At 49.4% G+C, this 13459-nt stretch carries 6 protein-coding genes, 9 tRNA genes and 3 rRNA genes; all 18 read right to left on the bottom strand.

The features are described 5' to 3' along the window. Window positions 1–6 precede the first annotated feature (6 nt). The 18 genes from ABIC22_RS15775 to ABIC22_RS15690 all read right to left on the bottom strand — a co-directional run bounded on the left by ABIC22_RS15775 (window position 7) and on the right by ABIC22_RS15690 (window position 13458). Window positions 7–2109 carry a SpoIID/LytB domain-containing protein gene (locus tag ABIC22_RS15775; protein WP_483312550.1) on the bottom strand — a complete coding sequence of 701 codons (2103 nt, stop codon included), beginning with the start codon at window positions 2107–2109 and terminating at the stop codon, window positions 7–9. 75 nt (window positions 2110–2184) lie between these two features. Beyond that, on the bottom strand, window positions 2185–3195 hold the full coding sequence (ruvB, locus tag ABIC22_RS15770) for a Holliday junction branch migration DNA helicase RuvB (protein WP_354482012.1): 1011 nt from the start codon (window positions 3193–3195) through the stop codon (window positions 2185–2187). A gap of 54 nt (window positions 3196–3249) precedes the next feature. Then, window positions 3250–3864 (bottom strand): Holliday junction branch migration protein RuvA, encoded by a 615-nt coding sequence (gene ruvA / locus ABIC22_RS15765; protein ID WP_183522189.1) that lies wholly within the window; start codon window positions 3862–3864, stop codon window positions 3250–3252. Continuing rightward, complete coding sequence (gene ruvC, locus ABIC22_RS15760; protein WP_127538612.1) at window positions 3861–4364, bottom strand: crossover junction endodeoxyribonuclease RuvC; 504 nt, start codon at window positions 4362–4364, stop codon at window positions 3861–3863. Before ruvC ends, ruvA begins: the two co-directional genes overlap by 4 nt. 240 nt (window positions 4365–4604) lie before the next feature. Then, the gene (locus tag ABIC22_RS15755; RefSeq protein WP_354482007.1) at window positions 4605–5297 is read right to left on the bottom strand and encodes a BofC C-terminal domain-containing protein; all 693 of its coding nucleotides are present in this window, start codon (window positions 5295–5297) and stop codon (window positions 4605–4607) included. A 155-nt stretch (window positions 5298–5452) separates the two neighbouring features. Continuing rightward, window positions 5453–5526, bottom strand: a tRNA-Pro gene (locus tag ABIC22_RS15750). A gap of 8 nt (window positions 5527–5534) precedes the next feature. Further along, window positions 5535–5613: transfer RNA gene (locus tag ABIC22_RS15745), tRNA-Leu, on the bottom strand. 15 nt (window positions 5614–5628) lie between these two features. Beyond that, window positions 5629–5705: transfer RNA gene (locus ABIC22_RS15740), tRNA-Arg, on the bottom strand. An 8-nt stretch (window positions 5706–5713) separates the two neighbouring features. Then, a tRNA-Gly gene (locus ABIC22_RS15735) sits at window positions 5714–5788 on the bottom strand. Between the two features lie 134 nt (window positions 5789–5922). After that, window positions 5923–6000: transfer RNA gene (locus ABIC22_RS15730), tRNA-Asp, on the bottom strand. Between the two features lie 27 nt (window positions 6001–6027). After that, window positions 6028–6101 (bottom strand) — tRNA-Met (locus ABIC22_RS15725). Between the two features lie 17 nt (window positions 6102–6118). Beyond that, a tRNA-Val gene (locus tag ABIC22_RS15720) sits at window positions 6119–6194 on the bottom strand. Window positions 6195–6199: 5 nt separating this feature from the next. Continuing rightward, a tRNA-Glu gene (locus ABIC22_RS15715) sits at window positions 6200–6271 on the bottom strand. A gap of 4 nt (window positions 6272–6275) precedes the next feature. Further along, a tRNA-Asn gene (locus ABIC22_RS15710) sits at window positions 6276–6351 on the bottom strand. 82 nt (window positions 6352–6433) lie between these two features. After that, window positions 6434–6550, bottom strand: a 5S ribosomal RNA gene (rrf, locus tag ABIC22_RS15705). A 73-nt stretch (window positions 6551–6623) separates the two neighbouring features. Then, window positions 6624–9551 (bottom strand): 23S ribosomal RNA (locus tag ABIC22_RS15700). Window positions 9552–9821: 270 nt separating this feature from the next. After that, window positions 9822–11373, bottom strand: a 16S ribosomal RNA gene (locus ABIC22_RS15695). Together the 16S, 23S and 5S rRNA genes with 9 tRNA genes alongside form the textbook arrangement of a ribosomal RNA operon. A gap of 468 nt (window positions 11374–11841) precedes the next feature. Next, a complete protein-coding gene (locus ABIC22_RS15690; protein ID WP_354482004.1) occupies window positions 11842–13458 on the bottom strand; it encodes a LysM peptidoglycan-binding domain-containing protein in 1617 nt (538 codons plus the stop codon). Window position 13459: the final 1 nt, after the last annotated feature.

Genomic DNA, 13459 nt, shown 5'->3' with positions numbered 1-13459 from the left:
TTCAATTCATTCCTTAACAATAGTCGCATTTTGATAATAGTGTTTCAATATTGTCTGGTAATCATACCCTTCATCTGCCATACCTTTGGCACCCCATTGAGACAAGCCCAATCCGTGACCATTACCTTGGCCAATAAACATGAAGGTTTGCCCCTGAGTTACTGCTCTGGCTTGACCATCACCGCTCATAACGACAAGAGCATTGCCGGATGATGTTCCCGTTCCGGAAGCGGACAACACAGCAGCACCTTTTGATCCGGTTTTGCTTGAGGTTTGCCCGTCAGCGCCTAATACAGTATAACTTCCGGTCCCTGCAATATCAAATAAAGTACTCGGTAATCCTCCAAGTGCAGAACGATATGTATCTGCATATTTGACTGTCAAAGGTTGTCCATTCGCACTCACTTCAAGAGCTCTTCCTGAAGGTCCACGCTTTGTGACCTCCAGAGTTGAAATAGATGCCGGAACGGTGGTCGTTGTTTTCCCTTGTAACGCTTTAACCAACGCAGCAGAGGTAAATGGTCCTCTTACCCACGCGTAATCATTGGATTGAGCCACTTTGGCCAAAACAACAGCCTCCGTGCCCGGGTTCATTTTCGCCACAGGTTCAACCGTGGATTGGATTAGCGGAATGGGACGTACATTGGTGTTTTGGGCAGTGACTGTGACTTTGGACAATCCTGCTTCTGTTTTAGTCGCTAATTCTTTTACATTATCCTCACGGATATATCCACTAACACCTGAGCTTAGCAGTACATGGTACCATGTGTGTAAACCTGCCTGAGCTGACGCATCTCCAGGGCTGTCCACATTACTGAATACGCCTGCGCCCCCATTCCATACTTCCGATGGGTGAGCCGTTTGGCCCCCAGCATTGGAAGAGAACACAGCTTCAACGATTTTACCGCCGCTTTTGATGACTTCACCTGCTGTTGCATCTACTGCACTTGTTACTTTATCGTTCTCCGAGCCTATTCCGTTATACGCTTGGCTGAGTGTCGTATCCACAACATTGGCGATTTTGAATCGCTCTCCCTGTTGAAGTGCGTAGGAACGAGCTGCGACAGCCTGAACTTTCAGAGCCTCTGCCGGCCAGGATGAATATACTTCAGCGCCTACAACCGAGTATAGATACTGCTCCAGCGGGACAACGTTGACCAAAGCCAAATCTCCGCCTACGATACTAACTTCCATGTCCCCACGGTATGTCCGCGCTGAACGCTCCAACACTTTAATCCCACTTCCATCACCCTGTACATAAGCTTTTGCTTCACTGCCTGCAATTGTGTAATGTGGAGCAATTTTCAGCGTATCTGTGCTGAGTCCCGCATCCTGTCGGATCATGAGCACATTGCTGTCAGATACTGGCGTCAAGCTCACGCCCGGCACCTTGACTTCCACCGTTTTTTTCAATGCTGCAAGTTCGGCGTCCGTTACCGCTTCCCCGACCCATACTGAATATCCTTGAGCCCCGCCACTCAACTGCAATACGGTAATAGCATTGACTCCAGCGGCTAAGAGCGATCCCTGTGCAGCCTCCGCTTCCTGAAGCGAACTGTAGCTCCCTGCAGACAAGTGTTTGTTTCCAGTTACCACTGGTTTTTGACCGCTGAGCCCGGCTGCTGCCACCTTTTGCACTCGTGCAACGGCTTGTGTAGCCAAAGCTTCTGTCGCATAATTTCCTGTGTATAATTGATACGTGGCCTTACCGCTCAACGTCGTTGTGAACAGCAATGGTTTATCACTGGTCGCCTGCAACAATTTTGCTGCTGCTGCAGCAGTCTTGAAGTCCCCGGTTTCCAGCACTTTCACGCGGAAGCCATCTGCACTGAAACGAATTTGACCAGCAGGAAGTGTAACTCCTGCCCCACTCTCTGATCCAATGCTCCAATTACCAGTGGATTCAAGTGTGATGAGAGGTGTCGTTGACTTATATGTGCTCCCCAGATTCGCAAACATGGCTACCCGAATCATCTGTCCGTTACTCTCTGCAGCAAAAGCGGGCACTTGCAGACATCCCACTGTTAAGAGTGCAGCAGCCAATACCTTTAACCGCCGACTCCACTTCTTCTTTTGTAATGCTTTCCCCACGTTCAAACTCCTCTCCATGCTGTTTCTACACGTTATATCGGGAAGTTTTCATAAAAACTTCAATTTGGTTTTTTAAGAACTACAGAACCTGGTTTACTTTCCGTCCCTCGGTGGTATAGGCAAACCAAGATGATGATAAGCCAGATCCGTAACAACCCTGCCTCTTGGTGTACGCTGAATCATACCGATTTGCAGAAGATAAGGCTCATAGACATCCTCAATCGTCTGACTTTCTTCACCAATCGTAGCTGCTATCGTATCCAGTCCAACGGGTCCTCCGCGGAAACTGTTAATCATAGATGTAAGCATCTTGTGATCAATCTCGTCCAAGCCGCGCGGGTCAATCTGAAGTCGTTTCAACGCTTCTTCAGCCAGTGCCTGGGTAATGATTCCATCGCCCCTTACCTGGGCAAAGTCACGTACCCGTTTTAGCAAACGATTGGCAATTCGCGGTGTCCCGCGTGATCGGAGAGCAATCTCTTCTGCAGCATCGCCAACAATTTCGACGCCCAAAATTTCCGTAGATCGTGAGACGATATAAGCGAGCTCATCCACGGTATAAAACTCCAACCGACTGATTACACCAAACCGGTCTCGAAGTGGTGCAGACAGCAATCCAGCGCGTGTTGTAGCCCCAATCAAGGTGAATGGTGGAAGGTCCAATCGCACGGAACGCGCACTTGGACCTTTTCCGATCATAATATCAAGGGCAGAGTCCTCCATGGCTGGGTACATTACTTCTTCAACGGTACGATGCAGACGATGGATCTCGTCAATAAACAGAACATCGCCTTCCTGCAGATTCGTCAGCAGTGCAGCGAGATCACCCGGTCGTTCAATCGCCGGTCCCGATGTGGTACGCAAGTTTACGCCCAATTCGTTGGCAACGATATTGGCAAGTGTCGTTTTACCAAGTCCTGGCGGACCGTAAAGCAGCACATGATCCAATGCTTCATTGCGTAATTTGGCAGCTTCAATATATATTTTCAAATTTTCCTTAACCTTGTTTTGCCCGATATATTCATTCAGATACCGGGGACGGAGACTCAGTTCAACATTCTGATCCTCCATCATCAGGTTAGCGGAAATAATTCGTTCATCCATGTTCATCCCTACCTTTTTTTGTGCGGGCTACTGCCATTATATATGCAAATTCAACTATCCGGTAAACAGCATTTGCAGCGCACGTTTCATCAACACATCAACAGAATCAGCCGATGTTACATCCTTTTTCAACTTCAGCCACACTTTATCTAGCTCACTGTCTGTATAACCGAGAGCCTTCAAACCGTCCCGAGCCTCATCCCAGGCCGAACCGCTTCCCGCTTCTTCAGAAGGTGGGGCAAACAAGCCTGTAGCATAAGCCGCTGCTCCAAACCCGTCCAGCTTGTCTTTCAAATCCAAAATCATGCGTTGTGCTGTCTTTTTGCCGATACCCGGCAGCTTCGTCAGGAACGTCAGGTTCTCCTGGTAGATCGCTGTAACGACATGGTCTGGCGTACCACCGGCCAATATACCCAGTGCCACCTTTGGTCCGATACCAGATACTTCAATTAGTTTGCGGAACAAACGCTGTTCTTCCCGTGTAACAAACCCAAATAGCAGCATCGCGTCTTCACGCACATGATGATGGGTATACACCGTGATCTCGCCTTCCTGCTTCGCAAACGCAAACGGATTGGGACAGAATACGCGGTATCCCACGCCATGAACATCCAGCACAATATAGTCATTCTCTACATGTACGAACTGTCCTCTTAGAAAATCAATCATTTTCGCAATACCTCATTCAACTTGGAATTTAATGTATATGAGTGCGCGTGACATACAGCCACAGCCAGAGCATCCGCTACGTCATCCGGCTTCGGTATAACCTGCAAACGCAAAAACATTTTGACCATTTCCTGTACCTGCCGCTTTTCTGCCTTACCGTATCCTACAATAGCCTGTTTAATCTGCATTGGAGTATACTCCGCTATAGGCAATCCCTTCTGAGCAGCAGCAAGCACCATGACGCCTCTTGCCTGACTGACAGACATCGCTGTAGTTACATTCCGGTTAAAGAAAAGTTTCTCCAGTGCGACTGCATCCGGTTTATATTTATCGATCAACTGCACCATGCCTTCATACACGTGAAGCAGCCGCTCTTCTTCAGGTGTATGGGCTTCAGTCTGAATGCAGCCATATTGTACGGGTACCACTTTACTACCGATCTTATCCACAAATCCAAAACCGACAATCGCAATCCCCGGGTCTATTCCCAAAAAACGCAAAACCATCTCTCCCTTACAATAAAGCGAACATATGTATCGTTCATTTCATTATAACAAAAGATAGACCCTGCGACAGGAAAAACTTTGTCTATTCTCAGGAGTGCATGGTTCGGCATCATACTGGCTTTTCTGCACGATATGCTTGTCCTTGTCGACTGGTTATTTTTACTACGACAAAAAGGACATCTCTCGATGTCCCATGATTGACCTCTCAGTATGACCACTTTGGATGTTATCCATTTATCCGCCATTTCGAAGCTCTTCTTTATGTGGTCCATCAATGGCATAATCACTAAAAGTCGAAATCACGCTGTTATATTCATCCTTGTCTTGTACACGGATACCTTGCTGTAGCTGCTCCAGTACCCCTTCAGGCAAAGAGCTCTCCAGCGATCCGACGTCCATTTGAAAAAAAGTGCGAATTACTTTTTCTTCTGCAGGTCGACCTTCGTAAAGATTAAGATTACCAACCGCATCCACGCTGATATATGCCTGTTCCTTGCATAGCGGTGAAAGATCATCTACTTGTTTCTTAATTTGCAATGTATCAGTAGTCACTACCTCAGCCTCCCACTCCGGATGCTGTTGAAGTAACACTTTTAATTGAGGTAGGGCCATTTTCCCCAATTGTTCCGTTTCAATTCCGCAAATATAATGCGTCTCCATAACCACAGAAGTTAAACGATCCGTCTCGGACCCAAGCCGTCCCAATATACTTTGTACCTCTTCTTCGGAACGTTCTTCCGTGACTGGAGCCATGGCTGTAGCGGCCTCACTGAAGTTAGTGGTTAACAACCGCTCAATGTGAGATGAAATCGACAACCCGCTGTATGCCAGGATAGTAATAGCCACCAATGAGGCAGCCATCCATGCCGTTCGTTTCCAACGCCGCCATCGTCTTTTAAACTGTTTTCTGAATTTAAACGTGTTCACATGAACCCCTTCTATCACTTTTTTAAACCTAGTGTGACCGAAAGGATTATGCTTTATGCAAAATTAACCCAATGTGAAAAGCCAAAGTACTTTCCTCATTATTTTAGAAAACATAAAAGTGGACTATCTATAGTAAGATAGTCCACTACTTAAGATCGGGATGACACGATTTGAACATGCGACCCCCTGGTCCCAAACCAGGTGCTCTACCAAGCTGAGCTACATCCCGTTATGTTATACCGGCGAGAGGACTCGAACCTCCACGGTTTCCCACTCGATTTTGAGTCGAGCGCGTCTGCCATTCCGCCACGCCGGCAAATAAGTTTTATAATGGCGCGCCCTGAGAGATTCGAACTCCCGGCCTTTTGATTCGTAGTCAAACGCTCTATCCAGCTGAGCTAAGGGCGCAAAATAATTGGAGCGGACGACGGGAATCGAACCCGCGACCCTCGCCTTGGCAAGGCGATGCTCTACCGCTGAGCCACGTCCGCATGCGGCATTAAATAATAAATGGCGGAACCGACGGGATACTCTCACTTCGTTCGAGACTGCGAAGCTGATGCTCTCGAAGTGTATGCTCCGACGAACCCAAAAGCGGATTCTCATCCCTGAAGCATAATCAAGATGGCGGAACCGACGGGATTCGAACCCGCGATCTCCTGCGTGACAGGCAGGCATGTTAGGCCAACTACACCACGGTTCCAAATCACTTTCTGTTAGGAAAGTATAATTGCGGGGGCAGGATTTGAACCTGCGGCCTTCGGGTTATGAGCCCGACGAGCTACCGGGCTGCTCCACCCCGCGTCGTTATAAAAATTATATGGTGGAGGCTGAGGGGCTCGAACCCCCGACCCTCTGCTTGTAAGGCAGATGCTCTCCCAGCTGAGCTAAGCCTCCATATATGACCCGTAGGGGATTCGAACCCCTGTTACCTCCGTGAAAGGGAGGTGTCTTAACCCCTTGACCAACGGGCCTTACTGGCTCCCCGAACAGGACTCGAACCTGTGACAACTCGATTAACAGTCGAGTGCTCTACCAACTGAGCTATCAGGGAATAATATGCATTTGCAGGGCAAACGCAACATCATACAACGTTAACATGCAAAGCCTGTTTTCTATGTAAGATGAAAGAGTTCGCTTGGCAGCGTCCTACTCTCCCAGGACCCTTCGGTCCAAGTACCATCGGCGCTAGAGGGCTTAACGGTCGTGTTCGGGATGGGTACGTGTGGAACCCCTCCGCCATCGCCACCAAACGATGCTGCTATACTCAGAGATTATTCTCTGAAAACTAGATCCGAAACGAAAACTGCGACTAGAACCTGCAATTTGGATAAGCCCTCGACCGATTAGTACTGGTCAGCTCCATGCATTACTGCACTTCCACCCCCAGCCTATCTACCTCGTCGTCTTCAAGGGGTCTTACATACTGGGAAATCTCATCTTGAGGGGGGCTTCACGCTTAGATGCTTTCAGCGCTTATCCCGTCCGTACATAGCTACCCAGCGGTGCTCCTGGCGGAACAACTGGTACACCAGCGGTACGTCCATCCCGGTCCTCTCGTACTAAGGACAGCTCCTCTCAAATTTCCTACGCCCACGACAGATAGGGACCGAACTGTCTCACGACGTTCTGAACCCAGCTCGCGTACCGCTTTAATGGGCGAACAGCCCAACCCTTGGGACCTACTTCAGCCCCAGGATGCGATGAGCCGACATCGAGGTGCCAAACCTCCCCGTCGATGTGGACTCTTGGGGGAGATAAGCCTGTTATCCCCAGGGTAGCTTTTATCCGTTGAGCGATGGCCCTTCCATGCGGTACCACCGGATCACTAAGCCCGACTTTCGTCCCTGCTCGACTTGTAGGTCTCGCAGTCAAGCTCCCTTATGCCTTTGCACTCTTCGAATGATTTCCAACCATTCTGAGGGAACCTTTGGGCGCCTCCGTTACTCTTTAGGAGGCGACCGCCCCAGTCAAACTGCCCACCTGACACTGTCCCCGTACCCGCTAAGGGCACCAGGTTAGAACCTAGATACGATCAGGGTGGTATCCCAACGGTGCCTCCACACAAGCTGGCGCTCATGCTTCAAAGGCTCCCACCTATCCTGTACAGATCGTACCCAAATTCAATATCAAGCTGCAGTAAAGCTCCATGGGGTCTTTCCGTCTTGTCGCGGGTAACCTGCATCTTCACAGGTATTAAAATTTCACCGGATCTCTCGTTGAGACAGCGCCCAAGTCGTTACGCCATTCGTGCGGGTCAGAATTTACCTGACAAGGAATTTCGCTACCTTAGGACCGTTATAGTTACGGCCGCCGTTTACTGGGGCTTCGGTTCACAGCTTCGGGATTACTCCCTAACCGCTCCCCTTAACCTTCCAGCACCGGGCAGGCGTCAGCCCGTATACTTCGCCTTACGGCTTCGCACAGACCTGTGTTTTTGCTAAACAGTCGCTTGGGCCTTTTCACTGCGGCCCCCTCGTGCTATTCACACTACCGGGGCACCCCTTCTCCCGAAGTTACGGGGTCATTTTGCCGAGTTCCTTAACGAGAGTTCTTCCGCGCGCCTTAGAATTCTCTTCTCGCCTACCTGTGTCGGTTTGCGGTACGGGCACCTTCATCTGGCTAGAGGCTTTTCTTGGCAGTGTGAGATCATGACCTTCGCTACTGTAATTTTCACTCCCCATCACAGCTCAGCCTTAATGATGTGCGGATTTGCCTACACATCAGCCTTACTGCTTGGACAGACATCCATCAGTCTGCGTCACTACCCTACTGCGTCCCCCCATCGCTCGTAACGATTTACGGTGGTACAGGAATTTCGACCTGTTGTCCTTCGACTACGCCTTTCGGCCTCGCCTTAGGTCCCGACTTACCCTGAGCGGACGAGCCTTCCTCAGGAACCCTTAGGCTTTCGGCGGATCAGATTCTCACTGATCTTTTCGTTACTCATACCGGCATTCTCACTTGTATAATGTCCAGCGCTCCTTACGGTACACCTTCAACCCTTATACAACGCTCCCCTACCCCTGATGCAAGCATCAAGCCATAGCTTCGGTGGTGTGTTTAGCCCCGTTACATTTTCGGCGCAGAGTCACTCGACCAGTGAGCTATTACGCACTCTTTCAATGGTGGCTGCTTCTAAGCCAACATCCTGGTTGTCTGTGCAACTCCACATCCTTTCCCACTTAACACACACTTGGGGACCTTAGCTGATGGTCTGGGCTGTTTCCCTTTTGACAATGGATCTTAGCACTCACTGTCTGACTCCCGGAAGTAAGTCTATGGCATTCGGAGTTTGACTGAGCTTGGTAACCCTTGCGGGCCCCGCACCCAATCAGTGCTCTACCTCCACGACTCTGTTTTCCGAGGCTAGCCCTAAAGCTATTTCGGGGAGAACCAGCTATCTCCGAGTTCGATTGGAATTTCTCCGCTACCCCCACCTCATCCCCGCACTTTTCAACGTGCGTGGGTTCGGGCCTCCAGTGCGTGTTACCGCACCTTCACCCTGGACAGGGGTAGATCACCCGGTTTCGGGTCTACGTCCACGTACTATGTCGCCCTATTCAGACTCGCTTTCGCTGCGGCTCCGGCTCTTCACCTTAACCTTGCACGGGAACGTAACTCGCCGGTTCATTCTACAAAAGGCACGCCATCACCCCTAAAATGGGCTCTGACTTCTTGTAAGCACACGGTTTCAGGTTCTATTTCACTCCCCTTCCGGGGTGCTTTTCACCTTTCCCTCACGGTACTGCTTCACTATCGGTCGCTAGGAAGTATTTAGCCTTGGCAGATGGTCCTGCCGGATTCATACGGGGTTTCACGTGCCCCGCACTACTCGGGATCCGTCTCGGAGGGAACAGACTTTCAATTACAGGGCTTTTACCTTCTTTGGCGGGCCTTTCCAGACCTCTTCATTTAACCGGTTCCTTTGTAACTCCATGTGAGACGTCCCACAACCCCAGAGAGCAAGCTCTCTGGTTTGGGCTGTTCCGCGTTCGCTCGCCGCTACTGACGGAATCACTATTGTTTTCTCTTCCTCAAGGTACTTAGATGTTTCAGTTCCCCTGGTATGCCTCTACATAACCTATGTATTCAGTTATGAGTAACTGGATATTACCCCAGCTGGGTTTCCCCATTCGGACATCCCCGGATCAAAGCTTGCTTACAGCTCCCCGAGGCAGTATCGTTGTTCGCCACGTCCTTCATCGGCTCCTAGCGCCTAGGCATCCTCCGTGTGCTCTTAGTAGCTTAACCAAATGCTCAATGAGCAAAAGCAATCTACCGTTTTATTGAAACTTGTTTTAACACAAGTTCAGCTAAAAGGAATGTTCTAATTCGCAATTTTCGTTTCGATATCTAGTTTTCAAAGAACAAGCTCCATGCAAAAGCAAGCTGTTTGAGAGTTTGAGCTCTCAAAACTGAGCAACGAGTGAGTTAAAAGCTTTACGAAGTAAAGCTCGCTTCGGAAGCATGCTTCCTGAAGACTTTTTGAATGTTTCCGCTACGGGAAACGATTCTCCATAGAAAGGAGGTGATCCAGCCGCACCTTCCGATACGGCTACCTTGTTACGACTTCACCCCAATCATCTATCCCACCTTCGGCGGCTGGCTCCTTGCGGTTACCCCACCGACTTCGGGTGTTATAAACTCTCGTGGTGTGACGGGCGGTGTGTACAAGACCCGGGAACGTATTCACCGCGGCATGCTGATCCGCGATTACTAGCAATTCCGACTTCATGCAGGCGAGTTGCAGCCTGCAATCCGAACTGAGACCGGCTTTTTAGGATTCGTTCCACCTCGCGGCTTCACAGCCCGTTGTACCGGCCATTGTAGTACGTGTGTAGCCCAGGTCATAAGGGGCATGATGATTTGACGTCATCCCCACCTTCCTCCGGTTTGTCACCGGCAGTCACCTTAGAGTGCCCACCCGAAGTGCTGGCAACTAAGATCAAGGGTTGCGCTCGTTGCGGGACTTAACCCAACATCTCACGACACGAGCTGACGACAACCATGCACCACCTGTCTCCTCTGTCCCGAAGGAAAGCCCTATCTCTAGGACGGTCAGAGGGATGTCAAGACCTGGTAAGGTTCTTCGCGTTGCTTCGAATTAAACCACATACTCCACTGCTTGTGCGGGTCCCCGTCAATTCCTTTGAGTTTCAGTCTTGCGACCGTACTCCCCAGGCGGAATGCTTAATGTGTTAACTTCGGCACCAAGGGTATCGAAACCCCTAACACCTAGCATTCATCGTTTACGGCGTGGACTACCAGGGTATCTAATCCTGTTTGCTCCCCACGCTTTCGCGCCTCAGCGTCAGTTACAGCCCAGAGAGTCGCCTTCGCCACTGGTGTTCCTCCACATCTCTACGCATTTCACCGCTACACGTGGAATTCCACTCTCCTCTTCTGCACTCAAGTCACCCAGTTTCCAGTGCGATCCGGGGTTGAGCCCCGGGATTAAACACCAGACTTAAATGACCGCCTGCGCGCGCTTTACGCCCAATAATTCCGGACAACGCTTGCCCCCTACGTATTACCGCGGCTGCTGGCACGTAGTTAGCCGGGGCTTTCTTCTCAGGTACCGTCACTCCTTGAGCAGTTACTCTCAAGGACGTTCTTCCCTGGCAACAGAGCTTTACGATCCGAAAACCTTCATCACTCACGCGGCATTGCTCCGTCAGGCTTTCGCCCATTGCGGAAGATTCCCTACTGCTGCCTCCCGTAGGAGTCTGGGCCGTGTCTCAGTCCCAGTGTGGCCGATCACCCTCTCAGGTCGGCTACGCATCGTCGCCTTGGTGAGCCGTTACCTCACCAACTAGCTAATGCGCCGCAGGCCCATCCTCAAGTGACAGATCGCTCCGTCTTTCCAGCTTCCTTCAGGCGAAGGAAGCAAGTATTCGGTATTAGCTACCGTTTCCGGTAGTTGTCCCAAGCTTGAGGGCAGGTTGCCTACGTGTTACTCACCCGTCCGCCGCTAACCATCAGAGAAGCAAGCTTCTCATCAAGTCCGCTCGACTTGCATGTATTAGGCATGCCGCCAGCGTTCGTCCTGAGCCAGGATCAAACTCTCCAATAAAGTATTGAAAAGAGCGATTAGCTCATTTTGAATCTGACGAGATTAAAAATCTCATTTGTTCATCCTGCAAGCAGGATGATTACTCACTCGTTGTTCAGTTTTCAAAGATCAAACTTGGTTAATGTGTTTCTCTATCGCGTCAGCGCTGTGTTTCAGCGGCGACTTAAATAATATAACATATCGATCAGATCAATGCAACACTTTTTTCTTTTTTTTATTTCATAGGTTTTATATAAGTAATAACTCTACCAAAATCAATTGAAATAATATAGATAGGGATAAAATAAAACGTATGGATATATTATCACACATACAACGAATTAACAATTATTTTACAACTTTTCGTTTACTTCTAGTTCACATTCCTTCGTTTCCTCATTCTTCTCCTTATTTAAAGCAAGAGGCCAGCCTTTCAACATAGGCCGGCCTCTTTTTAACAATCAGGATCTGCGATCCTGTCTGTATTAACTAAGACTGTATCCAGGGATTACGACGTTTTTTGGTTGTATTACGTTTCTCCGCCTCTGAGTTACGTCTTCCATTTGCAGAAGAAACAGATACTTTGGATGTTCTTTTACCACTTGATTTGCTTGTTCTGCGTTTTGCCGTGCCGGTTTTTGCAGAAGCTTGCTTGGTTTTGCCCCCTGCTTCTGTTACTTCTTCTCCGGATACATTGGACTGGCTTAAATCCGCTTCTTCACGTCCGCCTTTTTTAGTTCCAACATTGCCTTGAGCTGGGTACAGTTCCCCAAAAGCTCCCAGAGGAGATGGGGGCACCATGTTTTGTGAAGGATACGGATTCTGATATGCATACTCTACGGGCTGGTTTGGTACAATGTTTGGCCCCATATGCGTCTGTACACCGTACGGGTCATATGAACCATACATCCCCCACGCAGGATCCTGATAATTGTATCCAGTGTGGCCGTAATGCGGGTTATGCGTATGTCCGCCACATCCACAAGGTGGATACGGAAGTGTTGAGTAAGGGGAAATAAACGGCTGCTGGTTCATATGTGTATCTGCAACAAATGGAGGGAACGGGCTGTTGACTTGTGCAGCGGGTGAGGCTGGATAAACATTGTCCTGCTGATGTTCAGGAGCCAAATTCGGCGTAAAGTTATTGTGGTTCTGCTCTGTCCATTGACCTTGGTAAGAAGGGCTCACCGAATAAGGAGTAGCTTCAGGTAACCCTGGGAACCCAGAATTGTGATTAAATCCAGCAATATGTGATGATTCAGGAACAGCATAAACCTCTTGAACAGGGACAGGGATTTGAGCATATGGATGCTCAGCCGGCGCATGATGCAGTTTTTTACCACAGCCACAAGGAGATTTGGTCGCAGGTGAAACGACAGACGGCGACTTCGTATTAGGGATGACTGGTAGCGGCATAATTTCAGGAGAGAGATTAGGCATGGTGTATGTTGGCACTTCCGGCAAAGGCTGTACTTCGGCAGCTGGGGCCACCTGTTCTTTTTTCTCAGGTGCCTTCTCCGGTTTAACCTCAGGGAGCTCAGGTAACTGCGGCAGTACTTCCAATTCAGGCATCACATTTGGAATGACAGAATTTGCTGGTAAAGGGGCTGGTGTAGGGGCTGGCGCCTCTTCTACTGCCTTAGGTATTTCCGGTGCTGGTGGTGCTGCTGGTGCTGGCTCTTCTTTGACACCTGTATATTCCTTGCCTTCAGGTGAAAGCTTTTCATGAGCAGCAACATTACCCGTACTGCTTCCTGTAACCGTATTTCCCTGAACAGGTTGGGACGGGATATAGACTGTCTCTCCTACAAGCAGGGCGTTCGGGTTTTTCAACTGAGGGTTTGCGTTGATCATATCCTTCAATGAGACTCCCCAAGCCTGAGACAGCTTCCATAAAGAATCACCCTGCTGGACTTTGTGACTGTGCAGTATTCCTTCCGGTTTTGGTGTTACTGGCTCCGCAGGAATTTTAACTTTCATACCGATATCCAGCTTGTCGGGATCAGTAATTTGCGGATTAGCCGCAATAATTTTGTCCAGGCCCACATTATATTTTTGGGACAGTAAATATAGCGTGTCGCCTTTTTTCACCATGTGTATTTTCACG

The organism is Paenibacillus sp. PvP094, from assembly GCF_040546835.1.
GTDB classification, from domain to species: domain Bacteria; phylum Bacillota; class Bacilli; order Paenibacillales; family Paenibacillaceae; genus Paenibacillus; species Paenibacillus illinoisensis.
The sequence above is the reverse complement of the archived record's forward strand: the minus strand, read 5'-3'. Positions and strand labels throughout refer to the sequence as shown.